The organism is Williamsia muralis NBRC 105860, from assembly GCF_001598915.1.
GTDB lineage: Bacteria > Actinomycetota > Actinomycetes > Mycobacteriales > Mycobacteriaceae > Williamsia > Williamsia muralis.
The window spans coordinates 39,436-59,430 of the sequence record NZ_BDAP01000013.1 but is presented as its reverse complement, the minus strand read 5'-3'; the positions used below and the strand labels follow the sequence as shown (position 1 = coordinate 59,430).

The 19,995-nt window shown below is 62.4% G+C and carries 23 protein-coding genes; 10 read left to right on the top strand and 13 right to left on the bottom strand.

Going from position 1 to position 19,995, the window contains the following annotated elements; all coding sequences use genetic code 11:
* Positions 1-264: 264 nt before the first annotated feature.
* The gene (locus WIMU1_RS26480; protein WP_030174536.1) at positions 265-477 is read right to left on the bottom strand and encodes a hypothetical protein; all 213 of its coding nucleotides are present in this window, start codon (positions 475-477) and stop codon (positions 265-267) included.
* A gap of 170 nt (positions 478-647) precedes the next feature.
* Entirely contained in the window at positions 648-914 is a 267-nt protein-coding gene (locus WIMU1_RS25305; protein WP_023959022.1) for a metal-sensitive transcriptional regulator, read from the bottom strand.
* A gap of 165 nt (positions 915-1,079) precedes the next feature.
* Here WIMU1_RS25305 and WIMU1_RS25300 point away from each other — a divergent pair, with 165 nt between their 5' ends.
* The 3 genes from WIMU1_RS25300 to WIMU1_RS25290 are packed head-to-tail and all read left to right on the top strand — an operon-like array spanning position 1,080 to position 3,939.
* Positions 1,080-3,233: an MMPL family transporter gene (locus tag WIMU1_RS25300; RefSeq protein WP_062801237.1), complete on the top strand. Its 2,154-nt coding sequence runs from the start codon at positions 1,080-1,082 to the stop codon at positions 3,231-3,233.
* A gap of 26 nt (positions 3,234-3,259) precedes the next feature.
* Positions 3,260-3,490 carry a YgaP family membrane protein gene (locus tag WIMU1_RS25295; protein ID WP_062801235.1) on the top strand — a complete coding sequence of 77 codons (231 nt, stop codon included), beginning with the start codon at positions 3,260-3,262 and terminating at the stop codon, positions 3,488-3,490.
* Positions 3,491-3,528: 38 nt separating this feature from the next.
* The gene (locus WIMU1_RS25290; protein ID WP_062801233.1) at positions 3,529-3,939 is read left to right on the top strand and encodes a DUF302 domain-containing protein; all 411 of its coding nucleotides are present in this window, start codon (positions 3,529-3,531) and stop codon (positions 3,937-3,939) included.
* A gap of 182 nt (positions 3,940-4,121) precedes the next feature.
* Here the strand turns inward: WIMU1_RS25290 and WIMU1_RS25285 are convergent, their stop codons facing one another.
* Complete coding sequence (locus WIMU1_RS25285; protein WP_133248756.1) at positions 4,122-4,343, bottom strand: ANTAR domain-containing protein; 222 nt, start codon at positions 4,341-4,343, stop codon at positions 4,122-4,124.
* 220 nt (positions 4,344-4,563) lie between these two features.
* Here WIMU1_RS25285 and WIMU1_RS25280 point away from each other — a divergent pair, with 220 nt between their 5' ends.
* On the top strand, positions 4,564-5,313 hold the full coding sequence (locus WIMU1_RS25280) for a copper resistance CopC family protein (RefSeq protein ID WP_165842601.1): 750 nt from the start codon (positions 4,564-4,566) through the stop codon (positions 5,311-5,313).
* Here WIMU1_RS25280 and WIMU1_RS25275 read toward each other — a convergent pair.
* Entirely contained in the window at positions 5,284-6,255 is a 972-nt protein-coding gene (locus WIMU1_RS25275; protein WP_030174552.1) for a M56 family metallopeptidase, read from the bottom strand. The genes WIMU1_RS25280 and WIMU1_RS25275 overlap by 30 nt on opposite strands.
* Positions 6,252-6,614, bottom strand: a complete 363-nt coding sequence (locus WIMU1_RS25270) for a BlaI/MecI/CopY family transcriptional regulator (protein ID WP_030174555.1) — start codon at positions 6,612-6,614, stop codon at positions 6,252-6,254. The genes WIMU1_RS25275 and WIMU1_RS25270 overlap by 4 nt, the downstream gene beginning before the upstream one ends.
* 364 nt (positions 6,615-6,978) lie before the next feature.
* On the opposite strand from WIMU1_RS25270, the gene WIMU1_RS25265 reads away from it, so the two are divergent.
* Together WIMU1_RS25265 and WIMU1_RS25260 are read left to right on the top strand one after the other, a co-directional pair.
* On the top strand, positions 6,979-8,211 hold the full coding sequence (locus tag WIMU1_RS25265; RefSeq protein ID WP_051722010.1) for a L,D-transpeptidase: 1,233 nt from the start codon (positions 6,979-6,981) through the stop codon (positions 8,209-8,211).
* 129 nt (positions 8,212-8,340) lie between these two features.
* The gene (locus WIMU1_RS25260; protein ID WP_062801230.1) at positions 8,341-9,147 is read left to right on the top strand and encodes a cytochrome c biogenesis CcdA family protein; all 807 of its coding nucleotides are present in this window, start codon (positions 8,341-8,343) and stop codon (positions 9,145-9,147) included.
* Between the two features lie 40 nt (positions 9,148-9,187).
* Here the strand turns inward: WIMU1_RS25260 and WIMU1_RS25255 are convergent, their stop codons facing one another.
* Together WIMU1_RS25255 and WIMU1_RS25250 are read right to left on the bottom strand one after the other, a co-directional pair.
* Complete coding sequence (locus WIMU1_RS25255; RefSeq protein ID WP_084248565.1) at positions 9,188-9,829, bottom strand: vitamin K epoxide reductase family protein; 642 nt, start codon at positions 9,827-9,829, stop codon at positions 9,188-9,190.
* Positions 9,830-9,834: 5 nt separating this feature from the next.
* Complete coding sequence (locus WIMU1_RS25250) at positions 9,835-10,473, bottom strand: DsbA family protein (protein ID WP_062801228.1); 639 nt, start codon at positions 10,471-10,473, stop codon at positions 9,835-9,837.
* Positions 10,474-10,631: 158 nt separating this feature from the next.
* On the opposite strand from WIMU1_RS25250, the gene WIMU1_RS25245 reads away from it, so the two are divergent.
* Genes WIMU1_RS25245 through WIMU1_RS25235 form a run of 3 tightly spaced genes read left to right on the top strand, consistent with a single transcriptional unit; the run spans position 10,632 to position 12,507 of the window.
* On the top strand, positions 10,632-11,576 hold the full coding sequence (locus WIMU1_RS25245; protein ID WP_030174570.1) for a cytochrome c oxidase assembly protein: 945 nt from the start codon (positions 10,632-10,634) through the stop codon (positions 11,574-11,576).
* A complete protein-coding gene (locus tag WIMU1_RS25240; RefSeq protein ID WP_030174573.1) occupies positions 11,573-12,187 on the top strand; it encodes a TlpA family protein disulfide reductase in 615 nt (204 codons plus the stop codon). The genes WIMU1_RS25245 and WIMU1_RS25240 overlap by 4 nt, the downstream gene beginning before the upstream one ends.
* 23 nt (positions 12,188-12,210) lie before the next feature.
* A complete protein-coding gene (locus WIMU1_RS25235) occupies positions 12,211-12,507 on the top strand; it encodes a hypothetical protein (RefSeq protein ID WP_030174576.1) in 297 nt (98 codons plus the stop codon).
* 73 nt (positions 12,508-12,580) lie between these two features.
* Here WIMU1_RS25235 and WIMU1_RS25230 read toward each other — a convergent pair whose 3' ends face one another.
* The 6 genes from WIMU1_RS25230 to WIMU1_RS25205 all read right to left on the bottom strand — a co-directional run bounded on the left by WIMU1_RS25230 (position 12,581) and on the right by WIMU1_RS25205 (position 19,127).
* A complete protein-coding gene (locus tag WIMU1_RS25230; RefSeq protein WP_030174578.1) occupies positions 12,581-13,504 on the bottom strand; it encodes a cation diffusion facilitator family transporter in 924 nt (307 codons plus the stop codon).
* 276 nt (positions 13,505-13,780) lie between these two features.
* Positions 13,781-13,993 (bottom strand): divalent metal cation transporter, encoded by a 213-nt coding sequence (locus tag WIMU1_RS25225; RefSeq protein ID WP_370623765.1) that lies wholly within the window; start codon positions 13,991-13,993, stop codon positions 13,781-13,783.
* Positions 13,994-14,041: 48 nt separating this feature from the next.
* Positions 14,042-15,019, bottom strand: a complete 978-nt coding sequence (locus WIMU1_RS25220; RefSeq protein ID WP_030174581.1) for a M56 family metallopeptidase — start codon at positions 15,017-15,019, stop codon at positions 14,042-14,044.
* Positions 15,016-15,378 (bottom strand): BlaI/MecI/CopY family transcriptional regulator, encoded by a 363-nt coding sequence (locus WIMU1_RS25215; RefSeq protein ID WP_030174582.1) that lies wholly within the window; start codon positions 15,376-15,378, stop codon positions 15,016-15,018. Before WIMU1_RS25215 ends, WIMU1_RS25220 begins: the two co-directional genes overlap by 4 nt.
* A 42-nt stretch (positions 15,379-15,420) precedes the next feature.
* A complete protein-coding gene (locus WIMU1_RS25210; RefSeq protein ID WP_030174584.1) occupies positions 15,421-16,161 on the bottom strand; it encodes a M23 family metallopeptidase in 741 nt (246 codons plus the stop codon).
* A gap of 806 nt (positions 16,162-16,967) precedes the next feature.
* Positions 16,968-19,127, bottom strand: a complete 2,160-nt coding sequence (locus WIMU1_RS25205; protein ID WP_030174586.1) for an acyltransferase family protein — start codon at positions 19,125-19,127, stop codon at positions 16,968-16,970.
* 438 nt (positions 19,128-19,565) lie between these two features.
* On the opposite strand from WIMU1_RS25205, the gene WIMU1_RS25200 reads away from it, so the two are divergent.
* The gene (locus WIMU1_RS25200; RefSeq protein WP_165842600.1) at positions 19,566-19,835 is read left to right on the top strand and encodes a DUF4229 domain-containing protein; all 270 of its coding nucleotides are present in this window, start codon (positions 19,566-19,568) and stop codon (positions 19,833-19,835) included.
* Positions 19,836-19,995: the final 160 nt, after the last annotated feature.

Below are 19,995 nucleotides of genomic sequence, written 5' to 3'. Positions count from 1 at the left end.
ACCCGACAGGGAAAGGTAAGGCACGATGGGCAATGAGGTGGAAGCCCGCGCTGAATGCGTTCGCGATCACCTTCGAAGGACGCATCACCCCGAACGGTAACTAACCGACATCAAGGTCGGATCCACCGTTAATCGGACACTCCCGTAACGGTCGCCGCGCTCTCTGTCGGGGCTGGTCCCGAAACCCAGTACGACGTCACTGTCGGCGTAGTGGTGAAAGGAACGGTCGCACGGTCTCTACTGCAACGGACACGTGTGCGTGTTTCAGGTCAGCTCTCGGTTGGTGACCGAGCCCAGGACGAACAGCACCAGCGATGTCAGATAGACCTTCTTGGTGCCGAAACTAAACCTTCTTGGTGCCGAAACGTGCGGCGGCCAGCTCGACAGCGGGATGACCGCGCGGCCAGGGCGAGCGTGTAACCGGTCATCGTCCACGCCGAACGGGCCTGGTCGGTGCTGAAATGCGTTCTGCGCCACGGGTAGTGTGTTGAGGCCGCAGCGGTTGGCGATTGTGTGGATCGCGCATAGGCGGATGCGGTGATCGTACTGCTGACTATTGCCTTCTTGCGGCCCGCTGTCGATAGGTGAGTCCGTCCGAGGACTTCGTATCTTGGTCCGCACAACAGCTCTGATGTTTGGTAAGGGTGTCAGGCTAGGGCTAGGAATAGTTTCTCCAGTTCGGCTTCGGTCAAGGGCGCCTGGTCGCCGTCGGCGCCGTTGATGCATTGGCGCATTCCTGAGGCGACAATCTTGAAACCGGCGCGGTCGAGAGCTCGGGACACTGCAGCCAGTTGGGTGACGACGTCTTTGCAGTCGCGGCCTGCTTCGATCATCGCGATCACCCCGGAGAGTTGTCCCTGCGCCCGGCGGAGTCGGTTCAGTACGGCCGCCATTGATTCTTCGTCACCGGTCACCGGTCATGCCTCTCTGTCTGTGTAACAACTGTCAGGGTACCCCAGGGGGTATGGGAACGCGGTCCGATCGAGGGTTGACCCAATGATACCCCGGGGGGTACCGTCGGGCTGGCGTACATACCCCAGGGGGTATTAAGTCTTCACCTAGAAAGAAGGATCGTCTCCATGCCCGGCATCTCGACCACCGAACAAGAGCCCAGTTCGCCACCGAGCTCAGCGCCTGGTCTGCTGGGCCGGTGGGGTGCGGCGATGGCTGGGCGATCGCGCTGGGTCTTCGGTGTCTGGTTGTTGGTGCTCGTCGGTCTCGGGGCGGCCGCGCCGTCGGTGTTTTCTTCCTTGGCCGGTGCCGGATGGCAGGCCAACGGGTCTGAGTCCGTGCAGGTGCGGGAGCTGGCGCAGCAGCACTTCGGCGGGAACTCGTCGGCTGCGGTGCAGGTCGTCATCCATTCTGACCGCGACACCATCAACAGCCCGGTGATGCAAGAAACGATCTCGGATGCGACAGCGGTGTTCGGCGGTGACTCCCGCTTCGGAGCGGTGGTGCCCCCACAACCGGGGATGACGATCAGTCCGGATCAGCACACCGGCATCTTGATCGCCGGCGCGAATGCGAACACCGACGACATGGTGCGGGCTGTCGACGAGGTCAAGGCGGAGCTCACCGGACTGTCCGGCGATGGTGTCGATGTGTATCCCACAGGGGCCTCGGCCTTGTGGAGCGATTTCAATAAGGCCAACCATGACGCGATGATCAAGGCCGAATTGTTCTCGTGGCCGGTCACTCTGGCGATCATGGTCTTGGCTTTCGGTTCGCTTGTGGCCGCGGGGCTGCCGTTGCTGCTCACCATCGCGGGTCTGATCGCGTCGGCCGGTGGCCTCGTTGTGCTCAATCAGGTGACGCCGATCTCGGTGTGGGCCATGAACTTTGCGATGATGTTCGCCCTCGCGTTGGGCATCGATTATGCACTGTTCATCGTCTCCCGATTCCGGGACGCTCTCAGACATCACACCAGCAAGGCCCATGCGGTCGCCGAAACGATGGATACCGCCGGTAAAGCTGTGGTGCTGTCGGGCTTGACCGTGTTGGTGAGTTTATCGGCGGTGTTGTTGGTGCCGGCTCCGGCGGTGCGGACGATGGCTGTGGGCATCATGCTCGCGGTGACCTTTGTTCTCGCGGCTACGTTGACGTTGCTCCCGGCCACCCTAGGCGCACTGGGTCCGAAGGTGAACGCTGCTTCGCTCCCGTACGCCCAACGCCAGCAACATCGTTCGCCGTTGTTCGAACGGTGGGGCACGATCTTGCACAACCACCCGTGGCCGTTCGCGATCGGCTCGCTGGCGGTGTTGATCGCGCTGGCTATTCCGGTCATCGGCCTCAAAGTGGCTATGCCGTCGATCTCGGTGGTCCCCGAGGAGGCACCAGTGCGTCAGGGTTATGAACTGGTTCAGCAGCAGATGGGGGACGGTGCTCCTGGCATGCTCCAGATCGTGACCCCCTCGGCACAGGCGCAGCAGGCTGCCACGACGGCGGCACAAACCCCTGGCATCAGCATGATCACCCCTCCGCTACCGGCGCTCGACGGCACCAACTACGTGTTGATGCAAGCACTGCCTGCGGTTGATCCCTCCGATGCCGAGCTCGGCACCATCGTCGATGACCTCCGCAACGTTCTGCCCGCTGATGCGCTGGTCGGCGGTGCGCCGGCCGAGAACGTTGATTTGCAACAGGCCCTCAACGACTACTTCCCGCTGATTGTCGGCATCATCCTGGTTCTCGGGTTCACCTTGCTGTTGGTCTCACTGCAAGCCCCGCTGATTGCGCTGATCGGCACCGTCGTCAGCCTCCTGTCGACCGGAGCAGCGTTCGGTGTCGCCAAGCTGATCTTTCAGGACGGACACTTGTCCGGACTGCTCGGATTCACTCCGCAAGGTTTCCTCGACGGTTGGGGGCCGGTGTTCTTCTTCGCCATGATTTTCGCGATTGCCATGGACTACACCGTCTTCCTGCTCGCCACGGCCAAAGAACACTTTGAACGCACCGGCGATGCCGATACTGCGCAGATCGACGGCATGGCGCATTCGGGACGCATCATCTTCGCCGCGGCAGCGGTGATGGTCGCGGTGTTCTTCACCTTCGCACTGGCGGACCCGTTGCCGCCCAAAGAGATGGGCATCATCCTCGGTGTTGCCGTTCTGCTCGACGCAGTCCTGATCAGGCTGATGCTCCTACCGGCTCTGCTACGCCTGACCGGGCGGGCAGCATGGTGGTCACCGATCTGGCTTCGAAAGGTCTTGCCCGCGATCTCGTTTTCCCACTAAGCACCCACCAGAAAGGCCTCTACCCGATGAACACTCGAACAACTTCCGCTAGGTGGACGGTCGACCGAGCAGTGCCACTTCTGGCAGGATTCATGATTCTCGTGAGCCTGGCCCTGGCTACTGGATTGTCGACCTGGTGGCTGCTGCTGACCGCCTTCGTAGCGGTGAACCTGCTGCTCTTCGCCGCTGTTGGCTGGTGCCCGGCCAGCCTGCTGATGCACCGCCTGGGACTGCCACGCTGCACCGAACTCCGCTGAATCCGATCAAGTACACCCCGCCCGGAAGGAAAACTATTATGGCACTGTCCATCTCCACCGTTCTCAGCCTCCCGTTCGACGAGGCAGTCGCACGAACCCGCGCCGCACTGTCCGACCAAGGTTTTGGGATCCTCACCGAGATCAACGTCAAAGACACTCTGAAAACAAAGATCGATGTGGACATGGAAAATTACCTGATCCTGGGCGCCTGTAATCCATCTTTGGCCCATCGCGCACTGGGGGTCAGCCGGCAGATCGGCCTGCTGTTGCCCTGCAACGTCGTGGTCCGCACCGACCCCACCAATCCATCGAACTCGGTCGTCGAAGCGATGAATCCCGACCTGATGGTCGAGGTCTCCGGGGTCGCCGAACTTGCGCCGGTGGCCACCGATGCGTCCGCCAAACTCTCGGCCACTATCGCCGCATTGGAAGCCATAGCCTCCGCGTGAGCAAACACATCTAGCAGTCCGCGATCTGAGGAGTACCTACGAGCGCAGTCACGTTCTGTTGACCCGGCATGCCCGTTCGCCTCCTCGGCATCATGTTGGCGCAGAACCGCGTTGGACCAGTGGCATGACGGTGGTGGTGAAAGTGATCGGAGCGGCATAGGTAAAGCCCAGTATTGCTCACGTCAGGGGCGGCCCATCGGGGCCGTGGTCATGACCACCCACGCTGCGTCGGGCACGCTGATCTTCGAACTAATCGCCATGGCGTGCAGCAGCTCGAGGCCTTCGGTGGAGGACGCGTTGTTGTATTCCATCAGCATGCCGACGGCGACTGCGATCGTGCAACTGACCTCGAGGGCCGCGCGAACCTCATCGCCGTCCATGGGGTCCTGTCCGTTGATAGCCAACGAAGAGAACTCCTCGCCCGCTTCAGTGTGCGCCCCACGGGCGACGTGGGCGGTGACCTACCGGAAACAGGGGAGTTCATCAGATCAGAGAGCGTCACTGAGCTATGCGCAGACCCCCACCGCAGCGAGGCCTGAGGGTGTACCGCCTTCGGCTAACTACTACTTCGTATAGTAGTTTCGCGGCGTGGGACAACACGAATCTGGACGCGCGTCATGGCTGGTGACTGTAGGAAGGCTGGTCGCGATTGCCGCGCTCGCCGCAGTGGGCACGTTGCTGCTGGGTGTGGGGCAGGCGTCGGCGCATAGTGCGCTGACATCGTCGACCCCGACCGATGGGGCGGTCCTGGAACAGGCTCCGGCAACGATTGATTTGGTGTTCAACCAGTCCATCTCCAAAAATTTTGCCGAGGTAGCGGTCCTGAGCACTGAGGGCGAGCCGGTGCAGGTATCTGCCCCGGCGGTCACCGGAGCGCAGGTCAGTGTCAAGGTGCAAACCGCTCTGGGTTCGGGTGCCTACACCGTGAATTACCGGGTGGTCTCTGCGGACGGACATCCGATCACGGGCCAGGTCGCTTTTTCGGTGGCCCCGTCGTCGTCAGCGCCGACCGCGTCGGTGCCCTCGGCGACAGGTGTTGAACCGCCACCGCCAGCGGGCACGGTGACGGGTGTGCCGGCGTCGACAAGTCCGTCAACAGGTTTGCATCCCGGCGATGATCCCGAGGGCAAGCTGGCAGATAACTGGGTGGTGATGGTGGTGATCGTTCTGGTCGTGGCGGGGTTGGGCGCGATTGCGCTGCTGTTGGTGCTGCACTCCCGCGATGACCACGACAAGGATGACCACAACAAGGCAGTGCCGCCGCCGGCGGAGCCTTCAGCGACGACGCCGCAACCCCCGGCATCGCCAACTCCTGACTCTGATCAGCCTCCGAAGGGCGATAGGTCAGGACACGATGGTGCAGAAGAGGGCTGAGAGCGCGGCCATGGTCGCCACTGCGGCGGTGGCCGCGATGGCCGCGGGCATCACGGCGTACGCGGTGTAGGTCAGCGCGGTCGGGTGTGGGGTGAGGGGAGCACCCAGGGTGCGTAGTCGGCGGTCGGTGGTGGTGTGGGCTCTGTGCGTGGCGCAGCCCTGGCTGGGGCGGGGGGTGATTGTGCTTTGTTGTTGTTCGATAACCCGGCTCAACGCTGACCGTAGGACTGCGGCGCCACTGGCGGTGGCGGCGGTCTGATCGGCGTCGAGTTCGACCAGGGCCGCGATCGCGGTCGGCGCTTGGGTCATCAACGGCACGAACGGCAGCGCGCTGGCCAGCACTTCGCAGACTGCGAGGATGCGGTGGTGGCGGCCGTTGAGGTGGGCCCTTTCGTGGTCGAGTACGGCTTGAGCCTCTGAGGAGGTCAAACACTTTTTCAGGCCTTCGGTGGCGACGACGAATCCGGGGTTGCCGGCGATGCTGTAGGCGAAGGGCAATGGATGATCGAGCCACAGGATCGGGTACGGCCCGTCCTGCTGGCCGGTGCGCGCCAGCACGGTCACGATGTCGTGGTGATAGTCCAATAGTTGAAGGCGCGAGCGACGGTGGCGACTGCTGACGATCGCGACCCGAACCGCGATATAGGAAGCCACGGCCACTGCGACCGAGATGATGATCTCGGTGACCCAGGGACGCATGGTGTGTTGCGCTGAGCTCAAACAGCGGATCCACACGTCGGTGAGGCTTTCTCCGGGAGCGTGGCGGGGCCAGGCGGCCACGACCACCGCCGAGACGGCGAGGAGGAAGAACGCGGCGATACTGCCCAGCCAGAGCGCGACCATCGACCTGGGCGCGGTGGTCGCCAGGGGACGCAGCAACAGCCGCGGCATCAGCACTGCGATCAGTGCCGCGGCCAGTCCCAGGGTGAGGGCCAGGGTCACCGCCGAGCCTGCTTGGTGCGAAGACTTTTCCGTAGAGCGTCTTGTTCTGCGGGGGTGGCGGTTTGGGCGAAATGCATCAGCACCGCCGCCGAATCGTCACTGCGATCGAGGATGTCTCGCAGGGCCTGGGAGGTGGCTTCTTCCCTGGTCTGCACCGGTGAGTACAGGTACGCACGGCTCACCTTGACGCGGTTGAGGAAACCCTTGGTGTGCAGGTTCGTCACGACGGTCAAGATGGTGGTGTACGCCAACTGCCGATCCGCAAGAGCATCGAGGATATCGTGCACCGACTGCGGTTGCGGTCCGGCGCTCCACAGGACGTCCATGACGTCCGCTTCGAGTGCTCCCAGCCGTTTCATACCTTTATTGTCTCTGCCACGTCGGGGCCCGTCCACCGAGGCTCATCCGACCTCGACGCCGCAGCTGCCTAACCATTGCACCGGATCGAGTTTTCTGTGCCGCCCTCCATCGGTTCCACTGCCGCACCCGACGGCAAACTCCCACCACCGCGTGGTGCGGTGGCGCACCGTCTCGTTACCGCAAGTGGATAGCCGGCAATTCCCGACCTTGGTTCAATCAGGGTTGAGATCCCGTAACGTGGCCTGTCGAATGTTTTCGTCGGTGTCCGGTATGTCCGCTCTGGTTCCGTAAACTACTAATCGTCCTAGTAGTCACGACGGAGGAGTGTTCTTAGTGCCGACGCAGCGGTCTGGGTGGAATGGGGTGCAGCTCAATCGCCGGAGTGTGCTCGTGGCCGGGGCCGGCGCGCTGATCACTGGCGTGGCAGCAGCGTGCTCTTCCAGTAACGGGGGATCCTCCTCACCGCCGTCGCGTTCGGGGGCGTCGGCATCGGTGGACGCGCCCGCCGTGACATTTGCTCCCGCGCCCGGTGCCCGCGATGTCGACCCGCTCACCGCGGTGATGGTGACCGTCACCGGCGGCACCCTGGCGGAGGTGGTGATGACCAACGACGACGGTCGCCTCATCCCAGGGATCATGACCCCCGACCGGCTGACATGGAAACCCGATACGCCGTTGGGCTACAACAAAACCTATGAGCTGGTCGCAACAAGTACCGACGCCCAAGGCCGGACCGCCGACCACACCAGTGCGTTCACCACGGTCGCACCGAACAACCTGACGCAACCGTCGCTGTTGACGACTGGCGGCGGCACGCTCAGTTCCGGACGCGCCTACGGGGTAGGGCTGGTGGTGGCCGTACGGTTCGATGAGCCGATCACCGACCGGGCCGCGGCCCAACGAGCGCTGTCAGTGCAGACCGAGCCGGCGGTCGAAGGGCAATGGAACTGGATCGATGATCAGACCGCGCACTACCGGCCCCGCGACTACTACGCACCGGGCACCGCGGTCACCGTGGCAGCCGACGTCTACGGAGTGGACCTGGGCAACGGACTATACGGCCAAGAAGACGTGCGCGTGTCCTTCACGATCGGCGATGCCCACGTCTCGATTGCCGATGACACCACCAAGCAGGTATCGGTGTACGCCAACGGGGAACTGGTGCGCACCATGCCGACCTCGATGGGCCGCGGCGGCACCGAAACGGTGAACGGCCGCACCATCCACTTTTGGACTCAGCCGGGCATCTACACCGTCCTGGACAAGGCCAATCCGGTCATCATGGACTCCTCCACCTACGGGCTACCGGTGAACTCTCGACTCGGATATCGCCAATCGATCAACTACGCCACCCGCATCAGCAACGACGGTATCTACTTGCACGAGCTCGTCGATACCATTGCCCAGCAAGGCAATACCAACATGTCCGCCGGCTGTCTGAACCTCAACCCCGACAACGCCCGGTGGTTCTACGACTTCTCGGTCACCGGCGACGTTGTGGAAGTGCGCAACACCGGCGGGCCTGCCTTGGAACTGTGGCAAAACGGCGACTGGAGCGTGCCCTGGGACACCTGGGTAGCCGGCAGCGCGCTCTAATTCGTGCCGCTCCGCGCGGGCACGCCGTCTGTCCGTGGGTGTGAATACACCCCGAACAAAACTACTATTGTGCGTAGTAGTTAGGGTGGTCGTGTCCGGTGTGTGCACGAAACAGCGAGGAGGGCGCAGGTGTCCGACTTTGCGGTGGCCGGGGTAGGCGAGGCGTTCTCGACCGCAGCGGCCGGTGGGCCGCTGCTTCTGGCGCTGGGTGCATGCCTGGCGGCCGGACTCATCTCGTTCGCCTCACCCTGTGTCATTCCGCTCGTGCCCGGGTATGTGTCCTATCTCGTCGGCATTTCCGCAGGCGGAAACTCCCCGGAGGCGGACGGTCATGCGCTGCAGGGTATTCGGCGGTTCCGGGTGGCCGGTGCTGCACTATTGTTTGTCGCCGGGTTCACTGTGGTGTTCGTGTTGGCCACCGCCACCATTTTTGGTGTCACCTCGACGTTGATCGTCAATCGCGAGATTCTTCAGCGCGTCGGTGGCGTCATCACCATTGTGATGGGGCTGGTGTTTATCGGTGCTTTTCCTGTCCTGCAACGGGAGGCGCGGTTTCATCCTCGTCAGGTATCGCACCTGGTGGGTGCCCCGCTGTTGGGCGGGGTGTTCGCTTTGGGGTGGACCCCGTGTCTGGGGCCGACGCTGGCGGCGATCATCGCCACCGCCAGCGGTACCGCTGACACCACCGCGGCTCGGGGGGTGGCGATGATCGTGGCGTACTGCCTGGGTTTGGGGCTGCCGTTCGTGGCGATGGCGTTTGGCTCGGCGTGGGCGGTGCGGGCTGTGGGCGTGTTGCGGCGCAATTCGCGGCGCATCCAGATAGTGGGCGGGCTGCTGATGGTGGCGGTGGGTATCGCGCTGATCACCGGCATCTGGGACCACTTTGTGGTGTGGGTCCGGGACATGTTCATCACCGACACCACCCTGCCGATCTAACCCCACCCCAGGCGCGCGTGCGTCGGTGAGGAGTACGAGGTCAGCCCAGAGTGGACCAGTACCACCAGAACTCGATGATGATGAGCGTGAGGATGCTCAGCGCCCACACGACCGGGACCACCGAGTGCACACTGATCAATGCATCGACCAGACGCCGTGCCCGGCCCCTGACGATCATCTGGTCAAGGTTGCGCAGGGTGACGTACCAGAACGCCACCACCACCACGATCCATACCGCCATGCAATACGGGCACAGCGCCCCGATCTCGTACAAGCTCTGCACGATCAGCCAATGGACGAACACCACGGCCGCGCTCAACCCCACCTGGGTGCTGATCCATATCCAGGCGGGAGTGGCGGGGGTGAGCAGCACTGCGATCGCGAGGACAGCGGTGAACCCGGCGATACCCAGCAGAGAATTGGGAAAACCGAACACCGCAGCCTGCGGGGTATCCATGATCGACCCGCAGTTCACAATGGGGTTGAGGCTGCAGGTGGGGGTGTAGTCCGGGTCGGTGGCCAGCTCGAACTTTTCCACCGTCAGCGTGAACGCTGCGATCAGGCCGATGACCCCGCACACGCCCAGCACCCACCGAAGCAACCGCGGAAACAGCACAGCGCGTCCCCCAGGATCGTTCCGCACACCTGGATCATCACCGGTGCCGGACAGGTGCGACGACATCGAAGTCACTGTGCCAGAGCGTCGTTCAATGCGGCCTTGAGTTGATCGTAGCTGCCGGCCTCCACCTCAGCGTCGTCAATGAAGAAGGTTGGGGTGCCGCGGACCCCCAGTTCGGCGCCGTCGCGCAGGTCGGCATCGATGCGCGCCCGTGTGGCCGAGGATGTGTAGTCGGCCTGGAACTGAGTCATGTCCAGGCCGAGGTCGGCGGCGTAGGACGCGAACAAATCATCCAACGGCACCTGCTGTTCACCCCACTGTTTTTGGCTGTCGAACATCTTCCGGTACATCGCCTCAAACCGGCCCTGGTTCGCAGCCGCGACCACCGCCCGCGCCGCCCGGTCGGCGTTGAAATGGCCCGGCAACGGAAAGTATCGAACCACGAACGTGACCCTGTCACCGTACGTTTGGCGCAGTTGCTCCACGGCGGGGTACATGGCCCCACACGCCTCACATTCAAAGTCTAGGAACTCGACGAACGTGGCCTCAGAGTCCGCCGGCGAGGTCAACCGTTGCGAGTCCGAACGCACCACCGCGCCGTCGGACTCGGTAGCGGTGTCACCGGCCCGGGTCACCACGAACACTGCGGTCAAAGCCAGGCAGAATGCAAACACCACCCCCAAGGTGACCTTAACGCTACGGCTCATCAGCAGGCCCCGGTCACAGCAACACCACCGCGGTACACAGTCAAGTCATCGCTCCTCACTTCGTGCTACTACGATGCTTAGTAGTTTACGTGGTGTGGCCGCCGGGTCAGCGGCCGGTAGTCGATGGCGAGTAAGCGAAAGGATGGCGGTATAAAGCGATGGGCGTTGCGTTGATGGACTTGCCCCAGGCGCCGCCGAACCTCCTGGCGATGGTCGGATGGGACCTGCCCGCGATTCCGCTGTTGCCCGCGGTGGGCGCTGTGCTTGGAGCTGCTTACTGTGCGGCCTTGCTGCGGCTACGCCGGCAGGGTCGACGATGGCCGTGGCATCGTTCGGTGAGTTTTCTGGCCGGGTGCCTCATCCTGATCGCGGTCACCGGGCTGGCCATCGAAAGCTATGGTCTCGGACTGTTCAGCGCCTTCATGTTCCAGCACATGACCCTATCCACCCTGGTCCCCCCGCTACTGGTCCTGGGCTCACCCGGGTTGCTGCTCTTTGCCGTGGTACCGAACCAGGGCACGGGCAGAAGTATCCGGCGAGCCATCCTCCGCGCGGCCAGGTCACTGCCGAGCCGGGTGCTGCTGCACCCGGGTTTCGCGATCCCGGTGTTCTTGTTCAGTTTCTACGGTCTGTATCTGTCACCGATCTTCGATGCCCTCAACACCACCTGGGTCGGCCACACCGCCATGGAAGTGTTCTTCCTCGTCAGCGGTCTGCTGTTCATCATCCCGATTCTCTCGATCGGTCCGCTGCCGCGACGACAATCGAACATCGGACGGCTCCTCGACATCTTCTTGGAGATGCCGCTACACGTGTTCTTCGGAGTGGTGTTCATGATGTCGCCGACCGTCCTGGTAGCCAGCTTCGCTGACCCACCGCCGCAGTGGGGCATCGATCCGGTCGAGGACCAGTCCATCGCCGGAGCGCTGGCGTGGTCCTACGGCGAGCCAGTGGCGTTGCTGATCGTGCTGGTCTTCGCCTCCCGGTGGCGCCGCGATGAAGAAAAGATGTCCTCTGCTGCCACCGCGGCCCAGACCGCGCAGCACGACGACGAGCTCGAGTCCTACAACCGTTTTCTTCGTCAGTTGGGAAGCAGCCGATGACCACCACGACATCGTCACCACCGTCGCGCCCCAGGTGGCGATGGGCCATCGCGGTGGTGGCGGCCCTCACACTGGCCCTCGCTGGGTGCGGTACCGGCGATGATGCGGTCCGCCAAGGCGATTCGTTCGAGTTCGTTTCCCCGAACGGGCAAACTGTCATCTTCTACGATCCGCCCGCCAGTCGCCAGAAGGTTGCCGCGCTGCGTGGCCCCGATCTGTTCGCTGATCAGAAGACCATTCGCCTGGACGACTACACCGGGCAAGTGGTCGTGATCAACGTGTGGGGCTCATGGTGCGGACCCTGCCGCGCTGAGGCCCCGGTACTCGAAGAGGTCTACGCCCAAACCAAAGAACGCGGAGTTGCGTTCTTGGGGATCGACTTTCGAGACCGCAAAGAAACAGCCCGCGATTTCGTGGTCGACCGCGCGGTGACCTACCCGTCGATCTACGACTACGACGGACGCACCCTCGCCGCGCTGGGAACCCCAACGTCAGTGGTACCCACCACCGTTGTCTTGGACCGCCAGCACCGAGCGGCGGCGGTGTTTTTGCGGGCGGTCACCGCCGCGGATCTCTTGCCCGTCGTGCAACGCCTGGCCGACGAAACCTGACCCACTGTGAAAGGCCCTCTGCTGTGAACGATGACGACGTCAGCAAGTCGTGGAATGATCCCACCGCCCTACGCACAGGCGGCGCCTACCTCGCGACCGTCATGGCCGCAGGTCTGGCCGCGGTGATCTTGTACAACAAGACCGGCTGGCCCATCTGGGGTTTCGGGGCGCCGGCCATCTTCTTCCTCGGCGGGCTGGGCGCATTGGCCCAGACCTACCGCGTCTGGAAGCGCGGCGGCACCTGGCCGATTTGGCAAGGCATCGGCTGGCTGCTGCTCATGACCATGCTGGTCGCACTCGGAGTCCCCGACATCAGCTGACCCCGTGCGGGCGGCCACCCGTGCAGGTGTATGCAAAGTCCGCCGGCGCCCGGTGGGGCAGAGGGCTGCTCACTCACCACGACAAGTCGTGGCAGCCCGACCCCTGCGCGGGTTCGACCTGCACGGTGGCGTGCTCGAGACCGTGCCGGGCAGCCAACATGTGCTGGACAGCAGCGAGCACCACAGCAGAGTCGGCATCGGGTGTGATCACCACATGAGCCGAGGCCACCTCCATGCCCGAGGTCAGCGTCCACACATGCAGATCGTGTACCTGCACCACTCCTTCCACGGCGACCACATCCGCGCGCACCGCGTCGACATCGATGCCTGCCGGGGCATGCTGAAGCAAGATACGCAGCGCCCCACGAGCGAGGGTGAATGCTCGCGGCAACACGAACAGGGCAATACCGACCCCGATGAGCGGATCGGCGTACCGCCACCCAAACAGCACCGTGAGCACCCCACTGACCAGCACGCCGAACGACCCGATCATGTCGGCCATCACCTCGAGGTAAGCACCCCGAACATTGAGACTCTCTTTGGCGCCAGATCGCAACAGCGCGAACGCGGTTACGTTCATCACCAGCCCCACCACCGCGACCGCGATGACCGGGACTCCCGGAACTTCGGGCGGATCGGAGAGCCGCTGGGATGCCTCGTACAAGATCCAGGCGGCGACCGCAAACAACAGCACCGCATTGAACAACGCTGCGAACACCTCGGCCCGGTACAACCCGAACGTGCGATCAGCTCGAGCAGCGGCCCGCTGAGCCACCATCACCGCCACCAACGCCATCGACACCCCGAGCACGTCGGTGAACACATGCGCCGAATCAGAAAGCAACGCCAGCGACGACGTCGCCAAACCCACAATCACCTGAGCCAGCAGGGTAATGAGACCCAGCCCCAACGCCATCCACAGGCGACGAACATGGCGTCCAGATGCACTGGCCGCACCCCCGGGCTCAATGCCACTGTGCGAGTGTCCGGCCCCCATCAAAACTCGTTACGTAGTCGTATGCGCATGCGTGCAAGTATGGCCTGGTTGCGGGTCGGCTCGCAAGACATGTTCGTAGTGTGGGCGGTCTCAACTTAGACAGCCAACGGGGTGGAGGCATCAAAGCTATGCGCCGTCGACGAAGCCGATTGGCGATAGCCGACGCTCCGGCTCGTCGGTCCGGGATTCGGATCAGCGGAAGCGTACCAACCCGCCGCGTGCTCGCAGCAGGACCACTGTCTTGCAAGCGATTTCCGACGGACTGTCGAAGCAGACCTAGCCGACTACGGTGGGATAGATCAACGCCACATTCAAAACGATGATGACCACCGCGGTTAGCCACGCCATGGCACTTGTGACGCGATGATTGGTGTCCCGTCCCATTAGCGTGCGATCGCTGGTTAACCGCACCAGAGGAATCAGCGCAAACGGTATTCCAAACGACAACATGACCTGCGACAGGTGGTTCGCTTGCACAAAAAAGTTCAGACGATAGGACGTTCGAGTGCCGAGTTACGCAAAGAGTGGCGTAGCAGGCTAGGAAGCGAAGAAACAGTACGCCGCCGACAGGGTGGCCATCGCTACGATCGCGGAGATGGCCGCTGTCGCCAGGGGCAGGAGTGCCGCAGCGGCGTAGATGAGGTGGTGTGGGGTCGGTAAGGTGGCGGCGCTCAGAACGTGTAATCGTCGGTCGTTGGTGGTTTTGAGGTCAGGTGCGGTAGATGTGTAGCCCATGGCCTCAACAGAGGGTTCGCCACCTTGAACCTCAAGGACTCGACATAGGGCTGAGTGAACGTTGGCAGGGCTGGTCTTACGCGCGGCGACGCGGTCGGCGTCGAGTTCGACGAGTATGGATATCGCCGCCGGAGCGCGGCTGAACAAAGGGACGATAGGTGCCGTACGTGCCAGCACAGCACAGATCGCCAGGATGTCGTGATGGCGACTGTGTAGATGGGCGCGCTCATGTTCGAGGACGGCGGCCGCTTCTGTGGGCGTCAAGAACGTATTTAGGCCCTCAGTCGCTATGACCAGCCCGGGGCTACCGGCAATACTGTAGGCAAATGGTAGGGGATGGTCGAGCCACAAAACCGGGTATCGACTGTCGGGATCGGGTTTGATGCGGGCGATGACTGTAAGTACATCGTCGTGGTAATTGCGGACTTTCATTCGGGAACGGTGTAGCCGTCGCCCGGCAGCAGTGAACTTGCCCGACAAAAACACTGCGACGAAAGAGGCTGCGCCTAACGCGATCTCGGATACCCAAGGCGACATTGTATGTTGCGCCGAGCTTAGGCATCGGATCCAAATATCGGTGACGTTCTCGGCGGGAGCGTGGTCGGGCCAGGCGGCCACCACCACCGCCGACAGTGCCAAAAACACAAATGCGGCGATACTAGCTAGCCAGCAGATAATCATGAGACGCGGCGACGCGGTGGTTTGGTGAAATGTTAGGAGTCGGGGCATAGTCACCCCGATGAGGGCCGCCGCCAGGGCCAGCGTCACTGCAAGGGTCATTGGCGGAGCCGTTTTCCAGGCAGACCATCGCGTAGCGCCTCGGTCTCTTCGGAGGAGGCGGTTTGTGCGAAGTGAACTAGGACTGCTGTGGGGTCGTCGCTGGAATGGAGTATGCCGCGCAAGATTTGCGCGGTCACCTCTTCACGGCTGTACGTCGCGCAGTATCGATATGCCCGGCCGAATTTTTTGCGGGTCAGGAAGCCCTTGCCGTAGAGATTGGTCATAACGGTCGAGACGGTGGTGTACGCCAGTTGTCGGTCGGTCAAGACGGCTAGGATGTCGTGCACTGACAGCGCTTCAGGAGCGCCATTCCAGACGGCGTTCATGACGTCACCCTCCAGGGTGCCCAATTGCTTCATACCACTAAAGCCCCACAATCGTGTGTAGTCCCGCTTAGTGGACTACTCGATTACGATTCCCCGGTTGCTTAGCCACTGTGCGGGGTCGAGTTTGAGTCCGTCTTGCTGCCAAACCTCAAAGTGCAGGTGCGGACCGGTGGAATTGCCACGGTTTCCCACCGTCGCTATCTGTTCGCCAGCCAAGACCCGTTGTCCAACACTCACCAATGTCTCGTTGATGTGCCCATACACGCCGATCGTTCCGTCGTCCTGGAGGACGCGAATCCATAACCCAAAGCCATCGGCGGGCCCTGAATCGATAATTTCACCGTCGCTGGTCGAAACCACCGGTGTGCCAATGGTATTGGCTATGTCAAGACCGTAGTGTGTAGTGTTCCAGCGCGACCCATAGCTCGATGTCAAGGTTCCGTAGGTGGGTGCGGCTGAGCGCGGCCGCGGCGGCGCGGGCGGCTCGGGAGGTAGCCCTTGTTTTGGCTCGACTAGGTCCCGCATGGCTGTGGTCAGCTCATCGAGCGGCGGTATCGGCGGCGACGTGGGGGAGCCTTCTTGGGTGTTTGCGGCAGCGAAAGGCTGCGGCGAGGTGACGGGCTGGCCGGTGACGGGCTCGCTGATGGTCTGGGCCACCGGGGTGATTGCGAGATCGGGTCGATCAGCGAGTGCAGTAGCCGCCGTGCCCCCAGCCGCGAGCAAAACCACAGCGGCAACGAGGGAGCCGCTGATGCCGGCAGCAGTGGTCGATCGAGCCGACGTGCCCGGCAGGTCCTTGTTGTCAAGCCGCTCCAAAAAACTAGCTGTCGCGAGCTCGCAGCCTCTAGCAGCCTCGTCACACAGCGACCGCTCCCAGGGGGCAAGGGGTGTCAGGGCGGTTGAACCATAATTGGCGATGATCGGGTGCTGTGGGCGAGGCCTCGGCGCGAAGTCTTGATAGTCAGGGCTGGCAGCATGGCGACGGGCGGGCGGGGTCGCAAAGGTCAACGCAGAGGGCGCTTTCGTCGATCGAGAGCGCAACGCGTGTGGTGGCATGACAGTTTTAATCTGAGTGGGCGCAAGTGGCTCGGAAGGGCCCGGCAGTCGATGCCGTCCAGGTTGGACCAGCGCGACTGTCTGCTGTGACCGCCTCGATCTGGTGGCGAGGGGGGCCGGCGCGGCCACCACACGGGCGGGTCGAAGATCAAGCATGCCAGGAACGGGCAGTGTCGGATCGGTTCTGCGGTGTCGTGCCAAGGAAATGTCCTTCAGTCCAACGGCGGGCAGGATGGAAACGGTTTGATATCGAGGAGAGCACGGACAGGTTACTACTATCCTGGCTAGTTGTTCAGCGGCGGTGTCGGAACGGGGAACCGTGTCGTTTGTTCTGGGCAGGTCAGAGGCAAGTGGCGCGATCGATCATGGGCGTCGGGTGTTGCCGGGCCATGCGAGAATGGTGGTGACCGCCCAGCGAAGGACGTTGCCCGGGTTTACCTCCTGATGAGTCGTGATGACGAAGACGGTCAACAGCCATGTCGTCCACTCGACTCGCCCGAGGGCCGTGTTTAGAGCACCACCGCTGGGCCCGCCAGGCTTCTTTCTTCGATGCCTCATCCGCCCTTTCACGGCGTAAGCCACGGCACGGATGTACGCATCTGTCGCCACAACTCTGGTGTCAGACTCCGCACGAAGGTTGCGCTGAGATGGTGCCAGTCGTGGTATACGACAATGTTGCCGATCACAGCGGGGCACATGCTCTTATTGCATAAACCTTCAGATAGGTCTAGCGGCAACACGTTGGGGTTGGAGGCGAGGATCGCCAATGTTGGATTGGTCGGTTCGAGCGCGAGCGATCGTGGGGTGCCGCAGTCGTTTGCGCTGCCGCCTTCGGCCAAACACGTTGGGGTATCGATGAGACCGTCGTCGTTGTGCGGCCAGACAGTATCGCGCATGCCGAGTACGGGGATGCCCGCAGCGGCGAATCGGGCGAAGATTGGCAAATAGGTCGGGGGAACCCAGTCTCCCGGAGCAGTGTCGCGAGGTCGGGTCGTGGTGGTGAAGACAGCGTCTGGACGATCCGCGATGATCTGTTGCATGGCTCGTTGAACCCAATCGAAACAGCCGGGGTAGGGAACGCCCCGCTGGGTGGGCATAGGGTCGGTTGACAGTGGGCATCCCATTTTGAGATAAGTGGTGACCTTAAAATTGTTTCTCTTTCCCAACTCATCGAGTGCAGTAATCCAAAATTCGGAGTGCGACCCGCCGGCCAGCGCGATCGTGCGGCTGGCGGTGGTATCTCCGTAAGTGCCCACGCGGACCTCCGGGTCGGCGAAATCGCTAATTTCTCCCCGCAGCGATGTGATGGGGAGGTCTTTGACCACTTCGAGCGGCGACGGTTGCGGATCGACGGGTGCCACTGGCATGCCGTCGAGCAGGGCGCGAGCTCCAGGGTAAATTGTCGGGTCGAGATTTGCAGTGTCGACGCGAAGGCTACTGACATGATGGTCCCAAACTTTGATAGCAACGCCGCAGGCCAGCACTCCGACGAGCAGCAGACTTACGGTGACGCTCGTGTACGTCATGGGTCTGCGACGACGTAGCTGGCCACCCTGCTCAGTGACGTCGCACGACGCAGTCGAAAGCGCGGTGTGCGAGCCCGCGCGTAGGGGTTGCTCGATAAACCGGCAGGTTCCCCATGCCAGAGCGATCGACGTGCTCAGAACGAATAGGCCGCCAACAACGCCGGCATGATTGGACTTGCTCCAGGACAAATAAAATATCAGCAGCGGCCAGTGCCATAAGTACATCGCGTAGGCGATCGATCCCAACCAGACTGGGACAGCGGTTGCCAGTAGCCGGTTAACGGGAGTACCTGTACTGCCTGCGGCCGCGCGACTCACGCTCCCGGACAGAATTAGCGCCATCGTGGCCAAGACCGGGACCAGGGCCCAGGGCCCAGGATAGCTTCGCAGTCCGTCTATCCACCAGCCGCTGGTCAGAATTAGCCCTAGGCCGGTGAATGCCATCGCGCTGCGCAGCCGGCAAGACTTGATCGTCGGAGCCCAGACAGCCATGAGACCGCCGGCCAGCGGTTCCCAGGTTCGGGCAACGGTGTCGTAGTAGTTGAACGGCTGGTTGACCTCCATCCGCATCGTCGCCCAATACAGCGACACCGCCGCCACACCAGTGATCGCAATGCCTACCATTACGCGTAAAACCGCTGGATGTGCCGCAGCCGAGACTTTACGGGCGGCGAGCTTGAGCAGAGCGCCGATACAAAGTCCCGTGACCAATGTGACAACAAAATACTGGCCCTGCACTGCCATGGACCACACGTGCTGCAACGGGCTGTTGACCGAACTTGCAGCGGTGTAGTCCTGGGACCTGAAGGCCAGATACCAATTCTGGTAGTACAGCGCACTGGCCACAACCTCACGCCCTGTAGTGAGCCATCGCGTCTGAGGGAAGACGACTACAGTTCCGATGACGACCGCGATCAGGACCACAGCCAAGGCCGGCACTAACCGGCGGACCAACCGGATCAGACGTGGGATTGGCGAAATCGTGAACCACCAGCCGGCGGAGGGCGCCTGGCTGGCAGTGACATGCCGCAGGAGTGATCCGACAAAAAAGTAGCCCGACAACACCAAGAAGACATCAACACCGCCTGAGACACGGCCTAACCAGATGTGAAAGCACGCGACCAGCATGATCGCAACCCCGCGCAGCCCGTCAAGATCGAGGCGGTGAGACTCGACGGGAACGGCCAGGTCTTGCTTCACGGTTGTAGCCGGCGCGGTGCCCGTCCCCGGTTGTGCCACTAGCTGCCCTACTCTCCGTTGTGCTGCTCGTCTGCGCTGGCCGTGGTAGTTCGACGCGATCGCAACGCGGAATAATACTATTTCGCATAGTAATTACAGGCCGTAGTGGTTGTGTGGGACGCCTCGGCCGACGTCAAGGCCGCTAATCGATGTCAGACGAGACTGCTACTTCGGCTGGCGGTAGATCAACAGGCACTGTTAACTCGTGCTTCAGGTCTGAAGAGGTGTATCAGACGGCCAGAACTGGGTTGCAACTCGAACACCGACACCCTCGGGTAGCTTCGGTTTCAAGACCCATACCAGTGAGGGAAAGTGCCTTTCGCGTCGTGGTGGCGCGCCCGGCACCTGCTGGGCCTGGGCTGGCACGTTGCTACTATAGTAGATAGTAGTATGTGCGGCGTGTATGACTTTGCCTCTAGTCGGCTGATCCGCGACGTCATCGTTCTTAACGGTGCCCGGTTGGGTGCAGTTGCCCTAACGGTGGCCATAGTCTATTTCGGTGGCCGTCTGGTGGGAGTGGATGTGCCCCTCTTCGTTTCTATGATGTGCGGACTCGGCGTCGCACTTGCTGCTTCAGCATCCGTTCTGCGTCCCCTACGCAAGCGGGTCAATGACGGTATAGCTGCGGTGGACGCCGAACGCAACGTGCGCGACTCCTTCCTCCAGTAGTGACCTTCAATGTGGTTCTCCCTACATCCACAGCAGTCGCCTTCAGGTCACGCACAGAGCAACAATGCGGTCCAGCTGTTCGGTGCCGTCCGCGAACGTGGTACTGGGTGGACTAGCCCGGATACTATCCGGGCTAGTAGTTAGCCTCACTAGGGATGGC

Bases quoted from the DNA above. Each gene is read 5' to 3' on its own strand.
- WIMU1_RS25250 (WP_062801228.1), bottom strand. From the start codon at position 10,473: ATGAGCCGTAGCGTTAAGGTCACCTTGGGGGTGGTGTTTGCATTCTGC.
- WIMU1_RS25230 (WP_030174578.1), bottom strand. From the start codon at position 13,504: ATGGGGGCCGGACACTCGCACAGTGGCATTGAGCCCGGGGGTGCGGCC.
- WIMU1_RS25270 (WP_030174555.1), bottom strand. From the start codon at position 6,614: ATGAAACGGCTGGGAGCACTCGAAGCGGACGTCATGGACGTCCTGTGG.
- WIMU1_RS25290 (WP_062801233.1), top strand. From the start codon at position 3,529: ATGGCACTGTCCATCTCCACCGTTCTCAGCCTCCCGTTCGACGAGGCA.
- WIMU1_RS25255 (WP_084248565.1), bottom strand. From the start codon at position 9,829: ATGTCGTCGCACCTGTCCGGCACCGGTGATGATCCAGGTGTGCGGAAC.
- WIMU1_RS25300 (WP_062801237.1), top strand. From the start codon at position 1,080: ATGCCCGGCATCTCGACCACCGAACAAGAGCCCAGTTCGCCACCGAGC.
- WIMU1_RS25295 (WP_062801235.1), top strand. From the start codon at position 3,260: ATGAACACTCGAACAACTTCCGCTAGGTGGACGGTCGACCGAGCAGTG.
- WIMU1_RS25220 (WP_030174581.1), bottom strand. From the start codon at position 15,019: ATGACCCTTGCAGTGACGCTGGCCCTGGCGGCGGCCCTCATCGGGGTG.
- WIMU1_RS25215 (WP_030174582.1), bottom strand. From the start codon at position 15,378: ATGAAGCAATTGGGCACCCTGGAGGGTGACGTCATGAACGCCGTCTGG.
- WIMU1_RS25245 (WP_030174570.1), top strand. From the start codon at position 10,632: ATGGGCGTTGCGTTGATGGACTTGCCCCAGGCGCCGCCGAACCTCCTG.
- WIMU1_RS25240 (WP_030174573.1), top strand. From the start codon at position 11,573: ATGACCACCACGACATCGTCACCACCGTCGCGCCCCAGGTGGCGATGG.